This window comes from Bradyrhizobium erythrophlei, assembly GCF_900129505.1.
Taxonomy (GTDB): Bacteria; Pseudomonadota; Alphaproteobacteria; order Rhizobiales; family Xanthobacteraceae; genus Bradyrhizobium; species Bradyrhizobium erythrophlei_D.
On sequence record NZ_LT670818.1, the window covers coordinates 902,268 to 926,763 of the forward strand.

Consider the following 24,496-nt stretch of genomic DNA (forward strand, 5'->3'; position numbering starts at 1 on the left):
TCGCCGAATGATCAAGGCCGGTGCCCTCACGATTCGCGGCGATAGGCGGTCGCTTCGCGTCAATTTGGCCCAATTCGATCGCGCTGTCGGCGAGGTTGGCGACGCTATCAAGGAGGGCGCCGCTGAAACGCGGGCCGAAGACAGCCGTACGGTCACCTCACCCGCATTGCGCGATCACCAAGCTCGCGCGGCGCAATACACCGCCGATCTCAAGTTTTTGGAGCTTGAGGAAAAGCTCCGGCGCCTTGTGCCGGTGGCGGAAGTCCAAGAGGCCAGCATCAAGGTCGGCGAGACAGTCGTTCGCGTAATCGAACGCTTGCCGACCTTCGCGGAGGCGATTTCGAGCGCTGCCACTAAGGATGGCGCGCAAGGCGCGCGTGTCGTATTGAGAGACATCGCGCGCCAGCTTCGTACTGAAATCGCTGAGGCGATGGGTGCGATCGGAGCCGAGGCCGAACCTTGGAAGGTCGATCCGATAAGCGGCCACTACATTCCACCATCAGCGCAATAGCCAACGCCGGGAGCGACGGCGCGCAAAAGCATTTTTATAGCCGCCCTGCTTCGCAGCGGCGGCCATCCATGCGTTAAAATCTGACGTCGAGGGATATTTTGCGCAGCACGTTCGAGCTGCCGTCATGTGTGGGTGTTCCGCAGATCATGACGCGGCGGCATAGTCAGTCGCAGTTAGTCGCCGAACAACCTGCAAGGCGCCCGCCTCGTCCCCGCCCCCCTTCTCAATCATTGCAGCACGTTGCCCGTTGATGCCGGACGGCCTTACGGCGCAGCGCGCCGCCCTCGCCGCATATTTGCGGAAGTTCTAATGTCGCTGGCGAAGCTGTGCGCTCTAGCTATCTCTCCTTTTGATGTGGTGGAGACGGCGGCCTCCTCGACGCCGACGCGCGAAGGCACGGGTCCTTCCTGGGGGGTGGGCCTCTACGGCTCAAGGCGGCACCGAGAACGCGCTAGGCGCTCAGTTGTTGAGCTACCCTGACGACCCTGACGTATCGCACTGAGCACGCCTCGTGTCGTCGGGATAAGCGCCATCACCCTGACGAGCCCCAAATTTTTCCAGACGGCTTGGACGGCGCCGGGCGACAATCCGCACGTATGAGAAACCCGCATGGCTATCGCGTTTCGGACGACTTGGGCGCCTTGGACGGCCGCATTCCTATTTCAAAGAAAAAGATTTCAAGTACAGATCTGAGCAATCTGACATCATGCTAATCTCGCATGGCTTGCTCAGTTCGCCATCCCCGGCCAGCGTGCGGCAAAGGTGTGAGCGAGGGAGCGGGGCACAAACCTTATCCGTCTGAAATTCGGCCCGACTGCTTGCTATGTGCTTGCGCAAAATTGTGATCGATTGTCGAGGGCAAGAGTGCCAATCGTCAAAGTCTTGAGATTAAAAGGAAAATGGTGGTACAGTTGGGTGGGCTCGAACCACCGACCTCCTGTTCCACAGACAGGCGCTCTAACCAACTGAGCTACAACTGCATCCGTTTCCGGCCCCGAAAAAGGGGTGGCCGAACGGGGCGGAAACTAGGTGCAACGGCCCGCTTTGGCAAGGCCGCCGGCGGCCTTCTATCGCGCCATCCGCGCCCCCGAAAAGACGGCAAAAAAACAGGAGGCCCGGGGTTCGCCCGGGCCTCCTGCGAAGAGAATGATTGATCAGGCGGCCGGCTTGAACAGTTTCGACGCGTTGGTCTTGATCGGCTCGACCGTCTCGGCGGCGACCTTCTGGCTCAATTCGGCGAGCTCCTTGGCCTGGGCGGTGATGGCCTCGAACTGCTTCTTGGCGTGGGAGGTCCACAGCTCGACCGCCTCGGAAGGCGATTTGATGGCGAGCAATTCCTGCGCGAAGTCCAGCGACGCGGTGGTGTTGGCCTTCATCATTTCCATCAGCTTGGCGGAATATTCGCTGGCGCCCTTGCTGGCGCAAGTGAACACCGCCTCGATGGTGCCATTGTTGCTCTCGGCGACGTCCTTGAACTTGGCGTAGCTGTCGCGCGCTTGCGAAACGCCCTTCTCGGCGAAGGCGCGCATCTGCTCGGGAACCTCGAACGGGATGACGGAGGAGGAGAAAGGATCGGAACTTGCCATGGCATGAATCCTTCGAAAAACGGGGTGAAACAAATGTGACCCCTTGCCTTCTCGGTAATTAAATACCAAGAACGTCGACCGGATCACGCTGCGGGAATGTCCTACGCGGGAATGTCCTACGTCGGACACCGGACGGTTGTAGCCATACATCGTGTCAATTTTGTGCAACGCAATACAATGAGGCACAATTTAAGATGGCACGGCCACCCGGAAGGGCCGCAGCGACCTCTTCCGGATTTTCGACGGCGAGACGCGCCTGGGCGGTCTGGCGCCTCAAACCTTGGGCTTGGCGGCCTCCATCGCCGCCTTGCTGACGATCTGGCCCATTTCGCTGGCCTGCTCGGCCAGCGAGCGCATCTGCGTCTGCACATATTCGCTGTGCAGCTTCATGATTTCGGTCAGATCCTTGGCGTGCAGCAGCGACTGCGCATAGTCTAGCGAGGCCTGCACGTTCTTTTCGGCATAGGATATCGCCTTGGCGCCGATGTCCTTGGCGCCGGCGCGAACCGTCTCCCCCCGCTCCTCGATCGTCCCCGCGGTCGACTGCGCGCTGGCGAGGAATTTCTCGAAGGCCTTGCGGGCCTGATCGAAGCTCGCCTCCGCCATCGATCGCATGTCCTTCGGAATCTCGAAACGCCCTTCTTCGCTCATGGTCCCACTCCCTGTTGCTGTTGCACATCGAAGGGGCCACCCACGGCCCCTGCTCCCGTCCGCCCAAAGCCAGATCATCCCAACGCCAGATCACCGGCACATGACTTCGCCGGTACACTTCGCCGGTGCGACGTGGCACCAGCTGGTTCCTCATCGTGAACCCTTCGTCGGCGTTTGCAATCACCCAACGCCGCAGGCACCAATCTGGTTCAGACGAATTGAATTAAGGTTATCCTGGCTTGGAGACTGGCCCAGGGCGGGCAGGCCGTGGACCTGACCTCACCCGCGGGCGATACTGACGTTCCATTTGGGCTGCCATCGTTCGGCGGCCGATTCTTTAAGTCATCAAGGGCAAGCGCCTCGCCAGTCGGATCATGTCGTTGCGATGAACAATTCGGAATTCCAGTTGCGAGGCATCGGCGATCCGCGACTGGCGGTGCATGCGACAAGCGCCCTCCCCGCCTGGCTCTGGTCAGTCGACGGCACGCGGGTCCTGTGGGCCAATCCGGTCGGCGCCAAAGTGTTCGGCGCGGCCAATGCCACCGCACTCGCCAAAAAACTGTTCGGTCCGGCCGACGCCCACCGGCGCCAGGTGGCGCAACTCGCAGGCCGACTGCCGCTGAACTGCGCGATGCGGCTGGAGCGGCTGCGCGGCTTCGGCGCGTCGCTCGGCAGGCTCGTCACCTGCGGCTGTGCCCGGCTTGAATTCGCCGATGGCGGCCACGGCGTCCTGGTCGCCGCCGCCGAACCAAACGGGCGCGCGATGCCGCTGGCGGAGCGGTTGCGGCGGCTGGTCGATGGCATCGATTCCCCGGTCGCAGCCTTTGCGCGCGACGGCCTGTTCATCGGCGCCAGCGACGCAGGCCGTCCGCTGCTCGGCTTTCGCAATCTCTCCGAGGCCGGCCTCGACGAAGCGCGCAGCAACGCGCTCAGGCACGGCCGCGTCGAAACGCCCATCGGCATCGGCCACATGGTACTATGGCGCGTCGGCTCCGGCGCGGATGTCGGCCTGGTCGCGCTGCTCGCGCCGGGCGCGACGGCGGCCGCGCATCACAGACATGTCGCACCGGCAATGCCGCAGACAGCTCTCGCCGAGCCCGCGGCGGAGCCTGTCGCACCAGTGGTGGAGCAGCCCATGCCCGATGACGAACAGCCCGCGACATCGGGCGAAGCCCCGGCCGTATTTGCGCTGGTTGATGAGTTCGCCGATGAGCTGCCGGCCGAGACGGTCGAAGCCGCAGCAGCCGAGCCCGCGAGCGAACTGGTAGCGCCAGCGGCGGAGCTGCCGATCCCGGACTACGAGCAGCCCGCCAATTCCGGCGAAGCGCCAGCCGAATTTGTGCTGGTCGACGAGTTCGTCGATGAGCCGTCCATGGAGACGGTCGAAACCGCAGCCGACGAGCCCGCGACCGAGCCGTTCGCACCGCCGGCGGAGCAGCCGATGCCCGGCTACGAACAGCCGGCCGATTCCGGCGAGGCACCGGCCGAGTTCGCACTGATCGAGGGAGCCTCCGCACAGCCTGCCGAGCCCGAACAGCCCGCCGACGAACCCGCCGCCGAGAACGAACCGCCCGAGAACGAATCCTGTTCCCGCGAGCCATCTCCCTATGTCGAAGCCGTGGCCGACGAGCCGACGCCGCCGCATACCCGGGCGCCGTCATGGCTCGACGAGCCCGCGCCCGAGAGCCGCCGTCACCCGCTGCGCTTCCTGTGGCAGATGGATGCCGAAGGCCGTTTCTCGCTTGGCTCGGACGAATTCACCGGCCTGATCGGCCCGCGCACGGCCGCCGGCTTCGGCCGGTTGTGGCGCGAAATCGCGGAATCCTTCGCGCTCGATCCCGAAGGCCGCCTCCTCAAGGCGGTCGCCACCCGCGATACCTGGAGCGGCATCACCCTGAACTGGCCGGCCGACGGCGGCGGACGCTTGCCGGTCGAATTGTCGGGGCTGCCGGTCTACGACGGATCGCAGAAGTTTGCCGGCTATCGGGGATTCGGGGTTTGCCGCGATCTCGACGGCCTGACGCGGCTGGCCGCGCTGCGCCGCTTCGAGTTGCTCAGCGCCCGGACGCCGCCACAAACGGATCCGGCGGACATCGTTCAGGCCGAACTAACGAAAGATTCCGCCGCGAATTTGCCTTCGGTTCCCGATACCCAGAATGCCGGCCGTGCGGAGTTGCCTGCCCCTGACGCCGACCAGACTTCACCGCAAAACGATTTGGACACACACCTGGAAACGCCCGTCGAAATACCCAAGAACGTGCTGCCGTTCCGGCCCTTAGGTGAACCGAAACCGGGCGAAGCGAAATCGCCGGGCCTGACGCCGGTGGAAAACAGCGCCTTCAACGAACTCGCCCGGCAATTGTCGGCGCGGCTCGAGAGCGAACACGGCGCGGCCAGTGCCGCGACGGCAACTTCCGCGGAGCCCGCCGCGGCCGCGATCGAGCTGCCACTGGCGACGCAGCCCGTCAGCGAACAGGCCGGCTGGCTGGTGCAACCCGAGCCGCCGCCGCGCGGCGAAGCCCGGCGCGACCGCGCGCTGCTCGACCTGTTGCCGGTCGGCGTCCTGATCTATCGGCTCGACCGGCTGGTCTATGCCAATTCAGCGTTTCTGACCCGGATGGGATATGTGAACCTTCATGCGCTGGAGGATGCCGGCGGGCTCGACGCGCTCTATGTCGAGCCCGGCGTCTCCAACGCCAGCAGCACCTCCGACACCGGCACGCCGGTGACGATTTCGGCGCCTGACGCCTCGACCGGACATATCCCGTCCTCGGCGATCGACGCGCGGCTCTACACCATCAGCTGGGACGACGACCAGGCGCTGGCCCTGATTTTCTCGGGCACCGGAATGGAAAGCGCCGATGTCGCCGCCGCGATCTCGGAGGCACCTCCCGCGCCGGAGCCCTCGCCGGTCGGCCACGCCAATGCCGAGGAACTTGGCGCCATCCTCGATACCACGGCCGACGGCATCGTGATGTTCGATGCCGAGGGTAATCTCAATTCGTGCAACCGCAGCGCCGAAGCGCTGTTCGGCTATGACGGCGATGAATTCGTGCGGCGCAATCTGGTCGAGCTGTTCGCGCCGGAAAGCCAGCGCGTGGTGATGGATTATCTGGAAAGCATCAAGGGCGCCGGCGTCGCCAGCCTGCTTGAGCACGGCCGCGACGTGCTCGGCCGCGCCAGCCGCGGCGGGATCATTCGACTGGCGATGACGATCGGACGCACCCGCCACGACGGTCCGAATTTCTTCGCGGTGTTTCGCGATCTGTCGGAGACCAGGAAGAGCGAAAGCGAACTGCAGCAGGCGCGTCGGCTGGCCGACCGCGCCGCCAACGCCAAGGCCGACCTGCTGGCGCGGATCAGCCACGAGGTCCGCACGCCGCTCAACGCCATCATCGGCTTTGCCGAAGTGATGATCGGCGAACGCTTCGGCGCGCTCGGCAACGAGCGCTACGTCGAATACATGAAGGACATCCGCGCCTCCGGCGAACGCGTGATCGCCATCATCAACGACCTCACCGATCTCTCCAGGATCGAGACCGGCAAGCTCGATCTCACCTTCGCCAACCAGAACCTCAACGACCTCGTCGAGCAATGCGTCGCGGTGATGCAGCCGCAGGCCAACCGCGAACGCATCATCATCCGCACCTCGCTGGCGCATGCACTGCCGGCGGTTCTTGCCGACGCCAGCGCGCTGCGCCAGATCACGCTCAACCTGATCGGCAATTCGATCCATCTCGCCAATGCCGGCGGCCAGGTCATCGTCTCCACCGCGCTGTCGGATTTCGGCGACGTGGTCCTGAGGGTGCGCGATACCGGCCAGGGCCTCAACGACAACGAGGTCGCCGCCGCGATGGAGCCGTTCCGGACCCAGGCGCCCGCGGATCAGGCCGCCGAAAGCTCCGGCGTCAGCCTGTCGCTGACCAAAGCGCTGGTCGAGGCCAACCGCGCGCAATTCCACCTCAAGACCGGCGCGCGTTCCGGCACGCTGGTCGAAGTGGTGTTTTCGCAGGCGATGGCGAAGACCTGAGCGTCGTCCGGTTCGGCGCGGCTTCATCCTTCGAGACGCGGCCAATCGGCCGCTCCTCCAGCGATAAGGGCGAAGCCGTTACGCAGGGATGAGGTCTGAGATCCCTCATGGCGAGGAGCGCGGCAACGCCGCGCGTTTCGAACCATCAGGCGATAGGCCAAGCCGAACGGCGGTGCGGGAATCTGTCGCGCCCGATCGGCGCGGCACGGCACAATCTTTGCTCGGTATTTGCGGATTGAATGCAAGCGGCCGCCCGCCGCCTACTCCTTGAGCATCCGGATTGATCTGACATGCGCTGCCTGGTCGTCGCGGATCTGCATTATTCGCTGCCGCAATTCGACTGGCTGCTCAGCGCCGCGCCGCAATTCGACCTCGTCATCTTCGCGGGCGACGCGCTCGACATCGGGTCGATGGTCGATTTCCGCGCCCAGATCGTGGTGGTGAAGAGGTATCTTTCGCTGCTGTCGGCGATCACACCGGTGATTCTCTGCTCCGGAAATCACGACCTCGACGAGCGCAATCCCGAGGGCGAAAAGGTCTCGCGATGGATCGGCGAGATGCGCGAACTCGGCATCGCCTGCGACGGCGACAGCCTGACCATCGGCGACACCCTCTTCACCGTCTGTCCGTGGTGGGATGGACCCAAGGTCAAGCAGCGGCTCGAGGAGCAACTGCGCGCGGCTGCGGCGGTGCGGCTGAAACGCTGGATCTGGGTGCACCATGCGCCGCCCGCCAACTCGCCGACGAGCTGGGGCGGCAAACGATTTTTCGGCGACGTCGAACTGGTGCAGTGGATCAAGACCTATCAGCCCTCGATGGTGATCTCGGGTCATGTGCACCAGTCGCCATTCATTGCCGACGGCTCCTGGTTCGATCGGCTCGGCGACAGCTGGGTGTTCAACACCGGCCGCCTGCCCGGTCGCCCGCCGGACTATATCGTGCTCGATCTCGATGATGGCACCGCGTTCTGGCTGGCGGTTGGCGAAGAAGGACAATGCATCGACCTCAAGGCGCCGTTGCAGCGACCGGCAACCGTGATCGCCGATCCGCCGGAATGGCTTACATCCTTGGATCGGATTGTCGATCCGATCCTGGCGAGACCTGCGTCGGCGACAGGTTGATCATGCTCTGCAGGATGTCGCCGACCATCGCGAGGTGGTTGCCGTGGCCGGCATATTGCCGCTTGAGATCGGCGAGATAGGTGTTCGCGACATTGAGCCGTTGCGCCAGCATCCGCGCGATCAACAGCGCCACCTCCGGCGTCTCACGCAGCACGGACGCCGCGTCGCTGAACTCGTAGATGATGGAATCGGACGCCGCGCGCACCGTCGCGGTATGCGGCTGATCCAAAAGAACCGACATCTCTCCGAGCACGGCGCCAGGCTCAGTGATGCAGGCGACGACGGTATCGCCCTTGAGGACTTCGAGCCGTCCCTCGATCAGAATGTAGAGGTGGCCGGTGGTGTCGCCCTCGTGGATGATCAGCGCGCCCGCGGACACGTCCCGCGCCGTCCCTCCGGTGCAATAGTTCAGAATCGCGCGCATCCGCCAGCACTCCAAATCCCGGGCAAGACTAGCATCGGAATGGCCAGCGTCGAACGGATAAAAGGGCCGGCTTGCCCAAATTGTCAGCGTCAACCAAACCACGCTTTAGCCGCGACAAAGCAAGAATGCCCGGGACAAGCCCAGGCATGAGGCCAAAATCCCGTCTCCTAAACCAGACGGCTGAGGCTGCCTTCAACTCGCCGCCGAAAGCTCGGGCAGGAAGTCGCCGATCGCATCCAGAAACATTTCCGGCGCCTGCAGCTGCGGGACATGGGCGCAGCCGGCAATGATCTTCAGCCGCGCGTTCGGCAGCAGAGCGGCCAGTTCGCGCGACATCGGCGGCGGCGTCGCCTCGTCATGTTCGCCGACCAGCACCAGCACGGGCACGCTGACCTTGCTGAGGTCGGGGCGCAGGTCGAGCCCCGCCAGCGCCGCGCAGGCCGCCTGGATCACCTCGGAATCGCTGCGCAAGAACGCCTCGCGGCGATCGCGCATCAGATCGGGATGCTGAGCCTGGAATTCCGGCGCGAACAGCCGGCGCATCGCGACATCGGTAATCGCCGATAATCCCCTGGCTTTCGACGCCGCCGCCATGTTGCGGAAGGCATCGCGGCCTTCTTCCGAAAACGCCGCGCCACAGTCGGCGAGAACGAGCCGGGTCGCGATGCCGGGATGGCGAATGGCCATCTGCAGCGCGACGAAGCCGCCATAGCCATTGCCGAGCACGATGGTCTCGCGGCCCCCTGCGGCGTCCTGCACTGCCTCCGCCATGCGGTCGGCGACATCGGCAAGCCCGCCGTCGATGGCCTTCGACGCGCCGAAGCCCGGCAACTCCGGAACGATCACCGGGAATGACCGCGACAGTTTTGGAACGATGGCATCGAAACTCGCGCGATCCGACAGCAGCGAGTGAAACAGGAAAAGCGCCGGGCTTTTGCCTGGTTCTTGACCCCACTGCGCTGCGTTGACCGTTCCACCAGCGAGAAGTCGATCCATGCCTGTCTCTCGGTATGCGGGTTGGCGAGGGCTTCCAGCGGGTTGCGAAACGCCCGCTTCGCCGACGGACGTCGGTGGGCGCCCTCCTTGATAAATCAAAATTCAGGCTTTTCAAGCCTTTGTCACTTGACGTGATATTTCACGACTGCGACATTGGAGCCACGTCTAAGGGAAATACGATGCTTTTGCGCGATAATGTCTATGAAAGCCTGCGGGCTGATATTCTGACCTGCCGTCTGGCGCCCGGCGATGATATGCGGGAGCAGGAGCTTGCCGAGCGCTATGCCGTCAGCCGGCAACCGGTGCGCGAGGCTTTGCTGCGACTGGAGCGGGAGCATCTGGTCACCGTGCAGCCGCGCCAGGGTTATCGCGTCAATCCGATCTCGCTATCGGATGCCCGCGACTTGCTGCGGTTCCGCTTCGCGCTGGAACCGGCCTGCGTCGCCGAAGCGATCGAGAATGCGCCCGACGATGTCTTGAAGGCGCTCGACGAATTCAGGCGCTTCGCCGGCGATCATGAGGACTTCATCGCCTATAACCGCGCTTTCCATTCCGCGCTGGCGCATGCCTCCGGCAACCGCCGCATGGCGGCTTCGCTGTGCGACCTGATCGGACAGGCCGACCGGCTGGTGCGTGTCAGCGTCGCCAACGTGAAAGGACATGATCCGACGCGGCTGGTCGAAGAACACGTCGCCCTGATCGAGGCGATGCAGCGGCGCGAGGCGCGCGCGGCCTCCCGCATCATCAAGGCCCATATCGGCCAAACCGAAAAACGCGTGTTGCCTGCGCTCAAGCGCAACGCCGTGATCGTCGAAGCATGACCCGCTTCCGATCATGATCGAAAGGAGAGACCCATGAATATTTCCGCAACGCCAAAAGCAATCGACGTCGAAATCCACGGCAATTTCGTCGACGGCCGCGAGATCGAGGCCGGCGGCGGCGACATGCTCGACGTCCGCAATCCCGCCACCGGCGACGTGATCGCGCGGATTCCGAATTCGACCGCCGACGACATCGACCGCGCGATGAAGAGCGCGCGCTCGGCCTTCGATGGCAAGGCCTGGGGCGGCATGGACATCCGCGCCCGCGCGCGGCTGGTCAATCGGCTGGCGGATGCGTTCGAGGCCAATCTGGAATCGCTCTACAGATTGGAGACGCTCAACAACGGCCGGCCGCTCAACGAGACCCGCGCGCAGCTGTCGCGGCTGCCGGACTTCTTCCGGTATTTTGCCGGGCTCGCGTTGTCGCGCCGCGATTCCGTGATCCCCGTCGAAGGTTCCTACCTGAACTACACTTTGCGCACGCCGATCGGCATCGTCGCTAACTGCACACCGTTCAATCACCCGCTGATGATCATGTGCAAATCGCTGGCCGCGGTGCTCGCGAGCGGCTGCGTCACCGTCGTAAAACCATCGGAATATACGCCGCTGACGACGCTGCGGCTGGCGCAGATCTTCACCGAGGCGGGACTGCCGCCGGGCGTATTCAATGTCGTGCTCGGCCTCGGCGCCAGCGCGGGGCGGATGCTCGCCGAACACCCCGATATCAACAAGCTGGTGCTGACCGGCGGCACCGAGGCCGGCCGTATCGCGGGCGCCGCCGCCGCAAAAGTGTTCGCGCACCAGACCATGGAGCTCGGCGGCAAGACGCCGGTGATGGTGTTCGACGATTTCGATGTCGACCAGGCCGTCAACTATGCGGCGTTCGGCGCCTTCATCGGCGCGGGACAGACTTGCGTCTGCGCCTCGCGGCACATCGTGCAGGCTTCGATCTATGACGAGTTCGTCGAGAAGCTGAAGGCGAAGACGCAAAGCATCCGCATCGGCGATCCCTTCGATCCCTCAACCCAGCTCGGCCCCGTGATCTCGGCGCGGCAGCGCGACCGCGTGCTGTCCTATTGCCAGTTCGGTCGCGACGACGGCGCGCGGCTGGTGACCGGCGGCGCCGCCGCCAAAGTCGCCGGCCATGAGAACGGCTATTTCGTGCAGCCGACGGTGTTCGCGGACGTGAAGTCCGACATGCGCATCTTCCAGGAAGAAGTGTTCGGCCCCTTCACCTCGGTGACGCCGTTCAAGGACGAGGCCGACGCGCTGCGGCTCGCCAATGACTCGCCGTTCGGGCTCGCGGCAGCGATCCGCACCCGCGACGTCGGTCGCGCGCATCGCGTTGCATCAAGCGTCAAGGCCGGCATCGTCTGGATCAACGACCATCACCGGCTTGACCCGGCCTCGCCCTGGGGCGGCGTCGAGGATTCCGGGGTGGGGCGCGAATTCGGCACTGAAAGTTTCAACGACCATTTCAATACCAAGAGCGTGATGGTCGCCACCCACGATCAGCCGTTCGACTGGTACCGCGACACGGCGACCCAGCGACGCCTGAACTAGCCAAAACGAGACGCGGCTGCCTCAGATTCAAACAAGACCGGCAGCCGCGGCAAGAAACAGAAACTCAAAAGGGGGGAACCTTATATGTCTATCGCAGTAAACGCCGGTGCGCGTCTCGACCGGCTGCCGATCTCGTCGTTTCACTACCGGATCTTCTGGCTGGTCGGGGCCGGTATGTTTTTCGACGGCTACGATCTCTATGTCGCCGGCGGCGTGCTGGCGTCCGCGGTCCAGAGCAAATTCTCGACCATTCCGCAAAACCTGCAGTTCATTTCGCTGACCTTTGTCGGCATGACATTGGGCGCGCTGATCACCGGCTTTGTCGGCGACAAACTGGGGCGGCGCTTCACCTACCAGATCAATCTTTTGATCTTTGGGCTGGCGTCGCTGGCGGCGGCCTTCGCGCAGGACATCAATCAGCTGATCGCCTGCCGCTTCGTCCAGGGGCTCGGCCTCGGCGCCGAAATCGTCGTCGGCTATTCGACGCTGACGGAATTCGTTCCGCCGAAGACGCGCGGGCGCTGGCTGTCGATGATGGTATTCATCGTGGTGGCCGGCTTCCCGGTGACGGCGCTGCTCGGCTATCTCATCATCCCGGCGTTCGGATGGCGGCCGATGTTCGTCCTTGCCGGCGTCGGCTCGCTGATCGTCTGGTATCTGCGCAAGAATCTTCCGGAATCGCCGCGCTGGCTCGAATCGCAGGGCCGCGACCAGGAAGCCGAAGTCCTGATGCAGGCGATCGAAAAGGAATCCGCCGGCGGCAAGCCGCTGCCACCGGTGGCAGTGCCGGCGCCCGTGCCGCTTGTCAGTGCGTCCGACATGCTGAAGCCGCCGCTCCTCCAACGCATGATCGTCGGCTCCTGGGTGCTGATCACGATCAATACATTGATCTTCGGCTTCGTGCTGTTCCTGCCGCAATTCTTCCTGCGCCAGGGGCTGACCATCACCAATTCGCTGGCCTATACGCTGGTGCTGTCGATCGCCTCGCTGTTCGGCTGCGCGCTCGGCGCCTATGTGTCCGACGCGTTCGGGCGACGCTGGAGCATCATCGGCGCCTCGATCGTCACCATCGTCGCCGGCTACATCTATGCCCGCTTCGACGCGGCGTCGGATCCGGCGATCGTGCTCTCTGTCGGATTCGTGCTGATCGTCGCGATCTATGTGCAGACCGCGATCCTGTTCGGCGTCTATACGCCGGAACTGTTCCCGACCGAGATCCGGCTGCGCGCCAACGGCATCTGCAACACGCTCGGCCGCGGCGCCACCGTGGTCTCACCGTTCATCGTCGGCGCCCTGATGGCCTCCTACAAGTTGCCGGGCGTGCTCTGGCTGATGATCGGCCTGGTGCTGGTCCAGATCGTGGTGGTATGGGCCTGGGGCGTCGAGCCGCGCAACCGCGGGCTGGAGGAGGTTGCCGTCGCCAAAGCGTGATGGCGCCGCGCTAGTCCTGATGGGCGGAGCTTGGTGGGCAAACGCGCATCTGCGCCGTGCCCACCGCAATCATACCGGCTTTATGGTGGTGGGCACGCTTCGCTTTGCCCATCCTACGACGCTACTTCCTCCGTCATTGCGAGGAGCGAAGCGACGGAGCAATCCAGCTTTCCGTAGCGCTGCGCTATGGATTGCTTCGCTTCGCTCGCAATGACGAATTCAGACGGCTCGGTTCGCGTCTAAAGGCTCACGCGTTCTTCAGCGCGACCCGGAATTCGGCTTCGGTCTTCGACTTCACCTCGTCGAGCGTGACGCCGTCGGCGAGTTCGATCAGCGCCATGCCGTCCTTGCCGTGCTTGTCGATGGTGAAGACCGCGAGATCCGTCACCACCATGTCGACCACCCGCTCGCCGGTCAGCGGCAGGTTGCACTGCTTCAAGAGCTTGGCGCCGTCCTTGGCGGAATGTTCCATCACCACCACGACGCGCTTGACGCCGGCGACGAGGTCCATCGCGCCGCCCATGCCCTTGACCATCTTGCCGGGGATCATCCAGTTGGCGAGGTCGCCGTTCTGCGCCACCTGCATCGCGCCGAGGATCGAGAGATCGATATGCCCGCCGCGCACCATGCCGAAGGAATCGGCTGACGAAAAATAGCTGGTCGACGCCAGCTCGGTGACGGTCTGCTTGCCAGCGTTGATCAGGTCCGCGTCTTCCTCGCCCTCATAGGGGAACGGCCCCATGCCGAGCATGCCGTTCTCGCTTTGCAGCACCACGTCGACGCCGTCGGGGATGAAGTTGGAGACCAGCGTCGGGATGCCGATGCCGAGATTGACGTAATAGCCGTCGCGCAATTCCTTGGCGGCGCGCGCCGCCATTTGGTCGCGGGTCCAGGCCATCAGATTTCCTCCCCGGCGGCGGCGGCCGCCTCGCGTTTGCGCGTGGTGCGCTGCTCGATGCGTTTGTTGCCGGTTCCGACCTGGACGATGCGCTTGACGAAAATACCGGGCGTATGGATGTGGTCGGGATCGATCTCGCCGGCAGGCAAGAGGTGCTCGACCTCGGCCACGGTGACTTTGGCGGCCGTCGCCATCATCGGATTGAAATTGCGCGCGGTCTTGCGGTAGACGAGGTTGCCCGCAGTATCGCCCTTCCAGGCGTGGACGATGGCGAGGTCGCCGAACAGGCCGCGCTCCATCAGATATTTCTCGCCGTCGAATTCCTTCACTTCCTTGCCCTCGGCGATCAGGGTGCCGACGCCGGTCTTGGTGTAGAACGCCGGGATCCCGGCGCCGCCGGCCCGGATGCGCTCGGCCAAAGTGCCCTGCGGGGCGAATTCGAGTTCCAGTTCGCCGGCGAGGAATTGCTGGGCGAACAGCTTGTTCTCGCCGACATAGGACGAGATCATCTTGCGGATCTGCCGCGTCTCCAGCAGCCGGCTCAGCCCGATGCCGTCGACGCCGGCATTGTTGGAGACCACGGTGAGGTTCTTGACCCCGGAATCGCGGATCGCATCCGACAGGGCCTCGGCGATGCCGCAGAGACCAAAACCGCCGGACATGATCATCATGCCGTCTTTTAAGAGCCCTTCGAGTGCCGATTTGGCGTCCGGATAGACCTTGTTCATGAAAATGCGACCTGGATGGAGGATGAGGCGCTGACGGCCTGCATGAATAGGCGATTATTAGGCGAAATGTTTGCAATGCGTCAATGACGGGACGCCAAGGGGGCGCCAAGGCAGGAGCAGTACATCGCTCCGGCGCCCCCTCAGCCGATTTGCCGCGCAAATCGACCTCTCCCCGCCGGGGAAAGATGCGCCAGGTTGCGAACAGGTCATCCGGTTGGGGACCACCTCGCCATGACACCGGCGTAGGCGGTTCGGAACACCGGGACGGCGCCGAAACCGGCCTTGAAAGCGTCAAGAAAACCCATCAAGTTGCCGCAGTTGGCTTGGGGCAGAGCACCCTGCCCGTCCCTTTTTTTCAAAATCGACCCGACGCCCCAACCTGATCAGGATATGTCATTGACCATGGCCCAAGGAATAAAGCGCCTGGGGGCGCCGATTGCGGCGTTGTTCGGCGTGGCGCTGATCGGCCTGGTCGCGACCTCCTGGTTCATCAACCGGGACGCGCTGCGCGCCTCGGTCGAGGCGCAGATCCGCGCCGTGACCGGCCTTGATCTCGTCATCAACGGCACTATCGACGTCTCGGTGTTTCCCGCCAGCTACGTCTCCTTTCATGACGTCGGCTTGAGGGGAAGTGCTGCCGCCGATCCCGCGCTCTCGGTTGACGTCCTGACCGCCAATCTGCGGCTGCTGCCGCTGCTGCTGCAGCGGTTCGAGATCGCCGACGTCATGATGCTGCGCCCGCATATCCGCGTGGTCCGCACCCCCGACGGCGAGAGCAACTGGACGCCCTTCATCGACACCATCGCCCGCACCATGAAGCCCGGCGCCGACAACCCGGTGTCGTTCTCGGAAATCCGGATCCAGGACGGCGTGCTCAGCTATACCGATGCCGGCAATCATGTGTCCGAAAAACTCGGCGATATCGACCTGTCGCTGGCCTGGCCGTCGATCTCGCGCTCGTTCGCCGCGACCGGGCAATTCGACTGGCGCGGCGAGCGCGTCGACGGCGCGATCTCGGCCAGCGACTTCCTCGCGGCCTTGTCGGGCGACCGCTCCGGCCTGAAGGCGCGGCTGTCCAGCGCGCCCCTGAAGGTGGCATTCGACGGCACCGTCGCCGACCGCACCAGCATGATGATGGAAGGCATCCTCACCATCGACAGCCCATCGCTGCGCGGCGCGCTGCAATGGATCGGCGGCGCGCCGCCCGGCACCAACGGCTTCGGCCGCTTCGCGTTGAAGGCGCGCGCCAACATGGTGGGGCCATCGCTGGCGCTCACCAATGTCAATGTCGAGCTCGACGGCAATGTCGCCGAAGGCGTCATGACCTATGCCAATAACGGCCGCCAGACCCTGCAGGCGACGCTCGCCGCCGGCAATCTCGACTTCACGCCTTACATCTCCACCTTCCGCCTGCTCGCCAGCGGCGCGCGCGACTGGAACCGGCAGGCGTTCGACCTCAACGCGCTGTCCTCTACCGACCTCGACATGCGCCTGTCGGCGGCCCGGGTGACGATCGGCGCCTCGAAACTCGGCCGCACCGCCTTCGGCGCGAATTTGCGCGGCGGCGCGCTGGCGCTTTCGGTCGGCGAGGCGCAGGTCTATGGCGGCGTCGCCCGGGGCTCGTTCGGGATCGCGCGGTCGGACGCGGTCGCCGACGTCAAGGCGCAGTTCCAGTTCACCGACGTCGATCTGCAGGCCTGCGCTAGCGAATTATTCGGCGTCACCAAGCTGAGTGGCCGCGGCAATCTCAACGTCTCGCTGGTGGCCTCGGGCTCGAGCCCGTTTGGCTTGGCGTCATCGCTCGACGGCACCGCTTCCCTGACCGGCCATGACGGCGCCATCGCGGGCTTCAATGTCGAGCAACTCTTGAAGCGGCTGGAGCGGCGGCCGTTGTCCGGCGGCGGCAATTTCCGCTCCGGCTCGACGCCTTACGACACGCTGACGATCGCGGTGAAATTCGCCGACGGCATCGCCACCGCCAAGGACATCCGCGTCGAGGGCCCCGCCGCGCATCTGACGCTGACCGGCACCGCCTCGGTGCCCACCCGCGAATACGACATGAAGGGCGTTGCCAGCCTGAACACGACCGGCGGCACCCCCGGCTTCGACCTGCCGTTCGTGGTACAGGGCCCGTGGGACGATCCCCTGATCTTCCCTGATCCGGAAAGCCTGATCCGCCGCTCGCCGGCGAGCGCGCCGCTGCTCGACGCGGTCAAGGATCGCAAGACACGGGACGCAGTGCGCTCGGTGCTGGAGCGGATCACCGGCGGCGGAGCAAAACCGGCGGCGCCGGATACGGCGGTGGCGGCGCCGGCGGATGCGCCAGTGGCGGCCGGGGACGGCAAGACGAACTGAGGCTTGGTTGAAAGCGCCGGATCGCTCCGCGCGATCCGGCTTCATGTTTGGGAGTACAGGATGATCACATCGTTTGGAATCGCCCGCGCGCTCGTTGTCGCGTTCGCCGTCGCCGCCTTGACCCCGGCCTCGGCGCAAACGCCGTCGCCGGACGGGGCCAAGGTCTATTTCATCAACCTGAAGGACGGCGCCGAAGTCGACAGCCCCTTCCTGGTGCAGTTCGGGCTATCCGGCATGGGCGTAGCTCCTGCCGGCGTGGAAAAACCCAACACCGGCCATCATCATCTCCTGATCGACACCACCATGACGCCGGAGCAGATGAAGGAGCCCATCCCCGCCGACGATAACCACAAGCATTTCGGCGGCGGCCAGACCGAAGCCATGGTGACGCTGTCGAAAGGCCAGCACACGCTGCAACTGCTGCTCGGCGACTGGACCCACATCCCGCATGTGCCGCCGGTGATGTCGGAGCCGATCACCATCACGGTGCGGTAGCGACGGCATCGCGATTGTGTTTCCGAAAGCAGAAGCCGCTGGCCGTCATTGCCAGCGACAAACGCAAAGCGTTTGCGCAACGGAGCGGAAGCGGCGAAGCAATCCATTCTCTCTGCGTCGCAAGGATAGATTGCTTCCTCTCTACGTCGCAAGGATAGATTGCTTCGCTTTGCTTCGCTTCGATCCGTTCGTCCCAATTTGGTCTCAAATTCGCCCGCGTCTCAATCGAGGCTGATTGGATTGGGATGACGTACTGAATTAAGGGGTTTGCCATGGGCATCGGACCGTCGCCGCGCAAGAAGCAAAACCGTCCCGCCGTCGACAACGTCGTGTCGCTGCGGCATCCGGATGACGAGTTCTTCGACGTTCTGTCGCCGCTGCTTGAAGAGGCTGCGATCTCCAAAGACGATGAATCGCCGCGTCAGGAGCGCCACGACGTGGTGTGGCTCTCGAAGGAGAATGCCCGGCTTCGCGCGCTTGCGGTTGGGCTATCGAACCTGCTCGGAAACCTCCCCGTTCGCGCGTGGGAGGATGCCGCGCGATCTCAGCGCGACAAGGCGTGAGCATCTCGACGGCTTACGGCAGCCCGATCGATTTGGCGCGTCCGGCGAAATTAACATATCCGCCGGCGGCTCACGATCGGACGCGGTCGGCACCCGACGGGCAAATCACTTCGCGTTCTTGAACTTACTCTGTCCAGCCCCTCTCGCAAAAATATTCTGATTTTCCGAATACCCAAATCACTCTATAACTCCCCGCGTCCATCGTCACGAACGTTGGGGCGGGATGCGGTGGACGCGGCAGCGTCGGGCGCGCGAAATGTCGCAGGGCGGGCTTTGCCTGTGAGCGATGACAGGGCGCGCTGACGAACGATGCCAAAGACGCCTTCGCCCGGACTTCGGCGGATGGGTACCACGCCCGTCGAACGCTTTGGCGCAAGACGGCCGCGGACGGTGAAGTCGTGTGGTCCTGACGCCTCGACGCCGGCGTCAAGTCTCGCGAAGGCAAAGTCGGCCCAACCGGGCGCGGACATGCCAGGTTTCGCGGGGCGACGGTGACAAGAAAGCCCGATCACCGGGGAGAGTACGAAATAAGCCGTTAAAACCATTGCGCAGGGAAGGCCGGATTGCCTCCGCTGAACCTGTATGCTCGTGTGCGCATTCTTTCGTGCATCTTGCACACGAGACCGCGGGTGCAGCGCGCACCCGGCTTTCCCTGCGTCCTCTTCGGGGACGGAGAATTTTTGCATCGGCCCGGACGCTTTGCGCCGCGGGGGCGCGAAGACGCGCTTATTACTTTCGTCGTCCGTGCTTTCGCAGGGACGACGGTAGAGCGGGGTCTTGCCACGACGAAGGTAGAGCGTGCTGCCCCCTCCCTACGCAAGACATAGACGCGCCATCTGGATCAGTCCCCCGCAATGCGTTAGGCTCTCACCCAACCGGTTAACAAAAACCGGCAGATCAGGGAGAATAATGTGAAACCCAAGGGAACACGCGCGCTCGCATTGGCAGTCTCGGCCGCCATCGGCCTGCTCTGCGCGGCGGCGCCGGCACTCGCGCAGGACAAGAAGATCACGGTCTGGTGGGTGAAGGGCTTCTACAAGTCCGAAGACGATGCGCTGCTGGAGGCGATCAAGAAGTTCGAGGCCAAGACCGGCATCAAGGTCGAGCTGTCGCAATACGCGGTGCAGGACATGATCCCGAAGACGGTGGCGGCGCTGGATTCCGGGACCCCACCGGATGTCGCCTATGGCGACTCCTACGACGTGCAGGCGGCCGGCAAGTGGGCGTTCGAGGGCAAGCTCGAGGATCTCTCCGACATCCTGGTGCCGATGAAGTCGGCTTTCGCGCCGAACACGCTGGAGACGGCGCTGCTCTATAACGACCAGACCAAGAAGAAGGCCTATTACGGCTTTCCGCTGAAACAGCAGACCATGCACGTCAATATCTGGAAGGACATGCTGGAGACCGCCGGCTTCAAGGAAAGCGACATTCCGACCAAATGGGCGGACTACTGGAATTTCTGGTGCGACAAGGTGCAGCCGGCCTATCGCAAGGCGACCAGTTCGCGCGTCTACGGCGTCGGTCAGCCGATGGGTGTGGAATCCACCGACTCGTTCCAGTCGTTCTACACCTTCATGGACGCCTGGAACGTCAAGCTGGTCGACGACAACGGCAAGCTCCTGGTCGACGATCCCAAGGTCCGGGAGGAGCTGATAGCGGCGCTGAAGGATTATACCGATACCTACACCCGGGGCTGCACGCCGCCCTCCTCCACCACGTGGAAGGATCCCGACAACAACGTCGCCTTCCACAACAAGACGATCGTGATGACCCACAATTTCACCATTTCGATCGCGGCGAAGTGGTTCGAGGATTCCACCAACCCGGCGCTCACGCCCGAGCAGCGCGCCGCCGGCAAGAAGGCCTATGAGCAGGATATCATCACCGCGGGCTTCCCCAACAAGCCCGACGGAACGCCGATGAAATACCGCTCCGACGTCAAGACCGGCGTGATCTTCTCCGCCTCGAAGAACAAGGCGGAGGGCAAGGAGTTCGTCAAATTCCTGCTGCAGGAGGAGAACCTCCAGCCCTACGTCGAAGGCGGCCTCGGCCGCTGGTTCCCGGTCACGACAGCGGGGCAGCAGAGCCCGTTCTGGCAGTCCGACCGTCATCGCAAGACGGTCTATGCCCAGTTCACCGGCGGCACGATACCGTTCGACTTCACCAAGAACTACAAGTTCACCATCCTCAACAACGAGAACGTCTGGGCCAAGGCGATGAATCGCGTGGTGAGCGAGAAAGTGCCGGTCGACAAGGCCGTCGACGAACTGATCGCCCGCATCAAGCAGGTCGCGGGGTAGGACAAACGATGCTGGCCGCCAACAAAGCAGCCGGTATGATGAAGGCTTTGAAACCGTCGTTGCGAGCGCAGCGAAGCAATCCATCTCTCGGCGACGCAGAAGCTGGATTGCTTCGTCGCTTCGCTCCTCGCAATGACGGGATGCGCTTCTCCCTCTCCCCGCCTGCGGGGAGAGGGTCGGGGTGAGGGGCTCTCTCGGCGAGCGCGACTCGTTGAGAGTCCCCCTCACCCGGCGCTTCGTGCCGACCTCTCCCCGCACGCGGGGCGAGGTGACCACAGGTGACCGCTGGAGGCGGACTTCCACTAAGAGTACTTGAATATGGCGATCACGCTCTCAGCATCCGATATCCCGAGCGCACCATGGTCGGCGCGGCTGACGACGCCGCAGGTCTGGGGCATCGTGCTGCTGGTGCCGTATCTGCTGGTGTTCCTGGCCTTCGTGGTCTATCCGGTCGGCTACGGGCTATGGCTGGCGCGCCATCCCGCGAGCTATGTCGCGCTCTATCACGATCCGATCTTCGCGCGCGCAGCCGTCAACACGCTGATCTTTCTGGTCATCGGCATCAATTTCAAGATGCTGGTGGCGCTGTTCCTGTCGGGCTTCTTCATCCAGGAACGCTCCTGGATCAAATGGCTGTCGGTCCTGTTCATCCTGCCATGGGCGGTGCCGTCGATCCCGACCATCTTGTCGGTGCGCTTCATGCTCAATCCCGAATGGGGCGTGGTCAATCAATTGATCTTCAAGTTCACCGGCGAGGACGGCCCGAACTGGCTGAACGATCCGACGGTGGCGCTGACTATGGCCATCGGGGTGCACATCTGGAAGTCGCTGCCGTTCTGGACATTGATCCTGATCACCGGACGGCTCGCCATCTCGCAGGACCTGTTCGAGGCCGCCGACGTCGACGGCGCGAGCTGGTGGCAGAAATTCCGCTTCATCACCTGGCCGTCGATGCAGACGCTCTATGTCACCTGCACGCTGCTGTCGATGATCTGGACGCTCGGCGATTTCAACAGCGTGTATCTGTTGACCGGCGGCGGGCCCGCCGACCTCACCCATGTGCTGGCCACCCTGGGCATCCGCTATCTCAGGCTCGACCAGCTCGACATGTCGATGGCCTCGATCGTCTGCGCGCTGCCGCTGGTGCTGCCTTTGGTCTATTTCATGATGAAACGGTTGTCGCGATGAAGCTTCCCGCTCGGCTTCCCACCTGGCGCGAAACCGGCACCGAGGCGCGGCTGCTCCTGATCGGCATCCCCGTCTTCATCTGGACCATGGTGCCGATCTATCACATGTTCCTGTTCGCGATTTCGCCGAAGGAAGACGCCTTCTCCGGTAAATTGTGGCCCGCGCATCCGACCCTGCACAATTTCCACATCGTGTTTTACCAGCAGCATTACTTCCTGCGCGATTTCTGGGTGCAGTTCGGCAATTCCGCCGTGATCGCCGCCGCCACCGGCGCGCTGACGCTGTTCGTCGCCACCGCCGCGGCGTTCTCGATCTCGCGGCTGCGCGTGCCGGGCGGCCGGCTGACGATGAATCTCGCGCTGTTCACCTATTTCATCCCGGCGGCATTCCTGGCCGTGCCGATGTACCGCACCATGGGTACTTACGGCCTGCTCAACAGTTCCTGGGCGCTGATTCTGGCAATGGTGACCATCGCCTCGCCCTACGCGATCTGGGTGCTGAAGCAGGCCTCCGACAAGCTGCCGGTCGAGCTCGACGAAGCCGCGATCATGGACGGCGCCACGGTCCTGCAGATTTTCCGCCTGGTCTATCTGCCGCTGATGATGCCGTCGCTGGTCGCCATCGGCACCTACGCGGTGCTGCTCGCCTGGAACGAATATCTCTACGCCTTCCTGCTGCTGTCGAACGACCGCGACATCACGCTGCCGGTCGCGCTCGGCAACTTCCTCGCCGCCGACGATTCGCCGTGGGAACCGCTGATGACCACCGGCTTCATCTACGCGCTGCCGCCGGCCGCGGTCTATTACGCCTTCAAGCGCTACATGGTCGGCGGCCTGACCGCCGGTGCTGTAAAATCATGAGCGTTTGCGGCACGCGGATTGCTTGTGTTACCCGCGAGATCAACGGCTCCCCTGTCAGGCCCGTCGCGCGCGAGGAAATAAATGCCTGTTATCATTGGAACGATCCGCGCCATCATGCGCTACCCCGTCAAATCGATGCAGGGAGAAACGCTGGAGGGATGCGAAATGGGTGTCTCCGGCGTTGACGGCGACCGCGCGCATGCGCTGGTTGACCCCTCGACCGGAAAGATCGCCAGCGCCAAGCAGCCCAATTTGTGGCGTGATTTACTGGCGTTTAGCGCCAAGACGAGCGCGAAGACCGGTTCCCAAACCAATGCGTCAATCATCGTCTCCGACGGCGGCGGCAATCAGATCGACCTCACGGATCCGGATTTCGATATGAAGGTCTCGGAATGGCTGGGACGACGGATAAAATTAATCGACGTCAGGCCGGCCGGCATCGAACTCAACCGGGCGAGGCCGGATGAAGTCATGACGGAGGGAGTCGAGGCGACCGTGACCCAGGATGTTCTGGCGATCGCTTCGGCCGCGCCTGCGGGGGGATTTTTCGACTTCGCCCCGCTGCATGTGATGACCTCGGCCTCGCTCGAGGCCACGCGCGCTGCGGCTCCCGCGGCATCGATCGAGGCGGAAAGATACCGTCCCAACATCGTCATCGAAACTCCGTCTTCGGAGGTGTTTGTCGAGAACCAGTGGGTCGGCCGCCGCTTGCGCATCGGACCGCACGTCAGCATCGAAGTGATCGCGCCGACGCCGCGCTGCGCAGTGCCGATGCTTGCGCATGGAAACCTGCCCCACAGCCGCGAGGCGGTAGCGGTGGTGAACAAACTGAACAGAATCGAATTTCCGCCGCTCGGCCCCGGAACATTCCCGTGCCTCGGCGCCTATGCGACGGTCGTTGCCACGGGCCCGGTGAAGTGCGGCGACCAGGTCGTGCTGGAATGAACGGGCCGGCGATGGGAGCTTGAATGCCGGTCGGATTTCGACAAGGTCGATTCGAAGACACCACGCGACCGAACTGGGACGGCAGCGGACCGCGCCCGTTGAGTTGGGCTGCGTGGTACCCGGTATCGAATGAAGCTTCGGAACGCGTGTTCGCCTCACCCGCAACGGCGCCCTGGTTCTCGATCGGCCCGGCCGCGCGCGACGCGCCGATCAGCCCGGCCTGCCGCCGCTATCCGGTCGTGCTGCTCTCGCACGGCACCGGCGGGACCGTCATGCACCTGGAATGGCTGGCGCGCGATCTCGCCCAACGCGGTTTCATCGCCATCGGCGTCGACCATCACGGCAATACGACCACCGAACCCTATCGCGCCGAAGGTTTTTTGTGCTGGTGGGAGCGGGCGCACGACCTCACGCTGTTGCTCGATTTGATCGACGCAAGCGGCGCGTTCGCAGGGCATGTCGACGTGAACTGCGCCTTTGTCGCCGGCTATTCCCTCGGCGGTGCCACTGCAGCGGCGCTGATCGGCGCCATCAGCGAGACCTCGCGATTCCAGGCGTCGTCCTCCAGCAAGGACAACAGCGGTCCGCGGGAATTCCCCGGCCTCGCCGACCATTTGCCGGGCTTGCTCGAGAGCAGCGCCATTTTCCGGCAGTCCTGGGCGCGGATGCGCGACGACTACCGCGACCCGAGAATCAAGGCGGCGCTATTGATGGCGCCCGGCCGGTCCGTCCAGGGGTTCAGCGAAACAAGCCTCGCCGCGATCGACACGCCGGCCCGGATCGTGGTCGGCGGAGCGGACTTCGTGCGGCCCGGCGCGATCTGGCTGCATGAGCGGCTGAAGGCGAGCACGCTCGATCCCCTGGCGGCCGAGGCCGGGCATTATGTGTTTGTCCCCGAGGCCACCGAAGCCGGGCGCGCGGCCAATCCGGATTACTGCATCGACGCGCCGAGCGTCGACCGCCGGTCCGTGCACCAGCACGTCGCGGCGCTCGCCGCCGAGCTGTTCGAGTTGGGTTGAAAGGATGTGTG

At 63.9% G+C, this 24,496-nt stretch carries 20 protein-coding genes and 1 tRNA gene; 14 read left to right on the forward strand and 7 right to left on the reverse strand.

Going from position 1 to position 24,496, the window contains the following annotated elements; translation table 11 throughout:
- The first annotated feature begins 7 nt into the window (after positions 1-7).
- Positions 8-511, forward strand: coding sequence for a hypothetical protein (locus tag B5525_RS04235; protein ID WP_079564859.1), 504 nt, complete (start codon positions 8-10; stop codon positions 509-511).
- 903 nt (positions 512-1,414) lie between these two features.
- Here the strand turns inward: B5525_RS04235 and B5525_RS04240 are convergent.
- The 3 genes from B5525_RS04240 to B5525_RS04250 all read right to left on the reverse strand — a co-directional run bounded on the left by B5525_RS04240 (position 1,415) and on the right by B5525_RS04250 (position 2,748).
- Positions 1,415-1,491: transfer RNA gene (locus tag B5525_RS04240), tRNA-His, on the reverse strand.
- A 174-nt stretch (positions 1,492-1,665) separates the two neighbouring features.
- Complete coding sequence (locus B5525_RS04245) at positions 1,666-2,097, reverse strand: phasin (RefSeq protein WP_079564860.1); 432 nt, start codon at positions 2,095-2,097, stop codon at positions 1,666-1,668.
- Positions 2,098-2,370: 273 nt separating this feature from the next.
- Positions 2,371-2,748: a phasin gene (locus tag B5525_RS04250; RefSeq protein ID WP_079564862.1), complete on the reverse strand. Its 378-nt coding sequence runs from the start codon at positions 2,746-2,748 to the stop codon at positions 2,371-2,373.
- 385 nt (positions 2,749-3,133) lie between these two features.
- Between B5525_RS04250 and B5525_RS04255 the strand changes: the two genes are divergently transcribed.
- Both B5525_RS04255 and B5525_RS04260 read left to right on the forward strand, forming a co-directional pair.
- Complete coding sequence (locus B5525_RS04255) at positions 3,134-6,778, forward strand: sensor histidine kinase (RefSeq protein WP_079564864.1); 3,645 nt, start codon at positions 3,134-3,136, stop codon at positions 6,776-6,778.
- A gap of 290 nt (positions 6,779-7,068) precedes the next feature.
- Complete coding sequence (locus B5525_RS04260) at positions 7,069-7,899, forward strand: metallophosphoesterase family protein (RefSeq protein WP_079564865.1); 831 nt, start codon at positions 7,069-7,071, stop codon at positions 7,897-7,899.
- Here the strand turns inward: B5525_RS04260 and B5525_RS04265 are convergent.
- Entirely contained in the window at positions 7,838-8,323 is a 486-nt protein-coding gene (locus tag B5525_RS04265) for a Crp/Fnr family transcriptional regulator (protein WP_079564867.1), read from the reverse strand. The genes B5525_RS04260 and B5525_RS04265 overlap by 62 nt on opposite strands.
- A gap of 192 nt (positions 8,324-8,515) precedes the next feature.
- Positions 8,516-9,319 (reverse strand): alpha/beta fold hydrolase, encoded by an 804-nt coding sequence (locus B5525_RS04270; RefSeq protein ID WP_079564868.1) that lies wholly within the window; start codon positions 9,317-9,319, stop codon positions 8,516-8,518.
- A 179-nt stretch (positions 9,320-9,498) separates the two neighbouring features.
- Between B5525_RS04270 and B5525_RS04275 the strand changes: the two genes are divergently transcribed.
- The 3 genes from B5525_RS04275 (at position 9,499) to B5525_RS04285 (ending at position 13,134) form a co-directional block, all read left to right on the forward strand.
- Positions 9,499-10,140 carry a GntR family transcriptional regulator gene (locus tag B5525_RS04275; RefSeq protein ID WP_079564870.1) on the forward strand — a complete coding sequence of 214 codons (642 nt, stop codon included), beginning with the start codon at positions 9,499-9,501 and terminating at the stop codon, positions 10,138-10,140.
- A 33-nt stretch (positions 10,141-10,173) separates the two neighbouring features.
- Positions 10,174-11,703 (forward strand): aldehyde dehydrogenase, encoded by a 1,530-nt coding sequence (locus tag B5525_RS04280; protein ID WP_079564871.1) that lies wholly within the window; start codon positions 10,174-10,176, stop codon positions 11,701-11,703.
- Positions 11,704-11,787: 84 nt separating this feature from the next.
- Positions 11,788-13,134, forward strand: coding sequence for an MFS transporter (locus B5525_RS04285; protein WP_079564873.1), 1,347 nt, complete (start codon positions 11,788-11,790; stop codon positions 13,132-13,134).
- Between the two features lie 247 nt (positions 13,135-13,381).
- Here the strand turns inward: B5525_RS04285 and B5525_RS04290 are convergent, their stop codons facing one another.
- Entirely contained in the window at positions 13,382-14,032 is a 651-nt protein-coding gene (locus B5525_RS04290) for a 3-oxoacid CoA-transferase subunit B (protein ID WP_079564875.1), read from the reverse strand.
- Positions 14,032-14,760 (reverse strand): CoA transferase subunit A, encoded by a 729-nt coding sequence (locus B5525_RS04295; RefSeq protein ID WP_079564876.1) that lies wholly within the window; start codon positions 14,758-14,760, stop codon positions 14,032-14,034. The genes B5525_RS04290 and B5525_RS04295 overlap by 1 nt, the downstream gene beginning before the upstream one ends.
- Positions 14,761-15,162: 402 nt before the next feature.
- Between B5525_RS04295 and B5525_RS04300 the strand changes: the two genes are divergently transcribed.
- The 8 genes from B5525_RS04300 to B5525_RS04335 all read left to right on the forward strand — a co-directional run bounded on the left by B5525_RS04300 (position 15,163) and on the right by B5525_RS04335 (position 24,485).
- A complete protein-coding gene (locus B5525_RS04300) occupies positions 15,163-17,115 on the forward strand; it encodes an AsmA family protein (protein ID WP_079572927.1) in 1,953 nt (650 codons plus the stop codon).
- A 60-nt stretch (positions 17,116-17,175) separates the two neighbouring features.
- On the forward strand, positions 17,176-17,610 hold the full coding sequence (locus tag B5525_RS04305) for a DUF4399 domain-containing protein (RefSeq protein ID WP_079564877.1): 435 nt from the start codon (positions 17,176-17,178) through the stop codon (positions 17,608-17,610).
- Positions 17,611-17,882: 272 nt separating this feature from the next.
- Positions 17,883-18,173, forward strand: coding sequence for a hypothetical protein (locus B5525_RS04310; RefSeq protein WP_079564879.1), 291 nt, complete (start codon positions 17,883-17,885; stop codon positions 18,171-18,173).
- 911 nt (positions 18,174-19,084) lie between these two features.
- Positions 19,085-20,473: an extracellular solute-binding protein gene (locus B5525_RS04315; RefSeq protein WP_079564880.1), complete on the forward strand. Its 1,389-nt coding sequence runs from the start codon at positions 19,085-19,087 to the stop codon at positions 20,471-20,473.
- Between the two features lie 318 nt (positions 20,474-20,791).
- Positions 20,792-21,661 carry a carbohydrate ABC transporter permease gene (locus tag B5525_RS04320; protein WP_079564882.1) on the forward strand — a complete coding sequence of 290 codons (870 nt, stop codon included), beginning with the start codon at positions 20,792-20,794 and terminating at the stop codon, positions 21,659-21,661.
- Positions 21,658-22,521 carry a carbohydrate ABC transporter permease gene (locus B5525_RS04325; protein WP_079564883.1) on the forward strand — a complete coding sequence of 288 codons (864 nt, stop codon included), beginning with the start codon at positions 21,658-21,660 and terminating at the stop codon, positions 22,519-22,521. Before B5525_RS04320 ends, B5525_RS04325 begins: the two co-directional genes overlap by 4 nt.
- Positions 22,522-22,602: 81 nt before the next feature.
- A complete protein-coding gene (locus tag B5525_RS04330) occupies positions 22,603-23,466 on the forward strand; it encodes an MOSC domain-containing protein (protein ID WP_079564885.1) in 864 nt (287 codons plus the stop codon).
- Between the two features lie 23 nt (positions 23,467-23,489).
- On the forward strand, positions 23,490-24,485 hold the full coding sequence (locus B5525_RS04335; RefSeq protein WP_079564886.1) for an alpha/beta hydrolase family protein: 996 nt from the start codon (positions 23,490-23,492) through the stop codon (positions 24,483-24,485).
- The last annotated feature ends 11 nt before the right edge of the window (positions 24,486-24,496 follow it).

Bases quoted from the DNA above. Each gene is read 5' to 3' on its own strand.
- B5525_RS04235 (WP_079564859.1), top strand. From the start codon at position 8: ATGATCAAGGCCGGTGCCCTCACGATTCGCGGCGATAGGCGGTCGCTT.
- B5525_RS04300 (WP_079572927.1), top strand. From the start codon at position 15,163: ATGGCCCAAGGAATAAAGCGCCTGGGGGCGCCGATTGCGGCGTTGTTC.
- B5525_RS04270 (WP_079564868.1), bottom strand. From the start codon at position 9,319: ATGGATCGACTTCTCGCTGGTGGAACGGTCAACGCAGCGCAGTGGGGT.
- B5525_RS04295 (WP_079564876.1), bottom strand. From the start codon at position 14,760: ATGAACAAGGTCTATCCGGACGCCAAATCGGCACTCGAAGGGCTCTTA.
- B5525_RS04325 (WP_079564883.1), top strand. From the start codon at position 21,658: ATGAAGCTTCCCGCTCGGCTTCCCACCTGGCGCGAAACCGGCACCGAG.
- B5525_RS04250 (WP_079564862.1), bottom strand. From the start codon at position 2,748: ATGAGCGAAGAAGGGCGTTTCGAGATTCCGAAGGACATGCGATCGATG.
- B5525_RS04310 (WP_079564879.1), top strand. From the start codon at position 17,883: ATGGGCATCGGACCGTCGCCGCGCAAGAAGCAAAACCGTCCCGCCGTC.
- B5525_RS04260 (WP_079564865.1), top strand. From the start codon at position 7,069: ATGCGCTGCCTGGTCGTCGCGGATCTGCATTATTCGCTGCCGCAATTC.
- B5525_RS04265 (WP_079564867.1), bottom strand. From the start codon at position 8,323: ATGCGCGCGATTCTGAACTATTGCACCGGAGGGACGGCGCGGGACGTG.
- B5525_RS04290 (WP_079564875.1), bottom strand. From the start codon at position 14,032: ATGGCCTGGACCCGCGACCAAATGGCGGCGCGCGCCGCCAAGGAATTG.
- B5525_RS04255 (WP_079564864.1), top strand. From the start codon at position 3,134: ATGAACAATTCGGAATTCCAGTTGCGAGGCATCGGCGATCCGCGACTG.
- B5525_RS04245 (WP_079564860.1), bottom strand. From the start codon at position 2,097: ATGGCAAGTTCCGATCCTTTCTCCTCCTCCGTCATCCCGTTCGAGGTT.
- B5525_RS04320 (WP_079564882.1), top strand. From the start codon at position 20,792: ATGGCGATCACGCTCTCAGCATCCGATATCCCGAGCGCACCATGGTCG.
- B5525_RS04275 (WP_079564870.1), top strand. From the start codon at position 9,499: ATGCTTTTGCGCGATAATGTCTATGAAAGCCTGCGGGCTGATATTCTG.
- B5525_RS04305 (WP_079564877.1), top strand. From the start codon at position 17,176: ATGATCACATCGTTTGGAATCGCCCGCGCGCTCGTTGTCGCGTTCGCC.
- B5525_RS04285 (WP_079564873.1), top strand. From the start codon at position 11,788: ATGTCTATCGCAGTAAACGCCGGTGCGCGTCTCGACCGGCTGCCGATC.
- B5525_RS04330 (WP_079564885.1), top strand. From the start codon at position 22,603: ATGCCTGTTATCATTGGAACGATCCGCGCCATCATGCGCTACCCCGTC.
- B5525_RS04335 (WP_079564886.1), top strand. From the start codon at position 23,490: ATGCCGGTCGGATTTCGACAAGGTCGATTCGAAGACACCACGCGACCG.
- B5525_RS04280 (WP_079564871.1), top strand. From the start codon at position 10,174: ATGAATATTTCCGCAACGCCAAAAGCAATCGACGTCGAAATCCACGGC.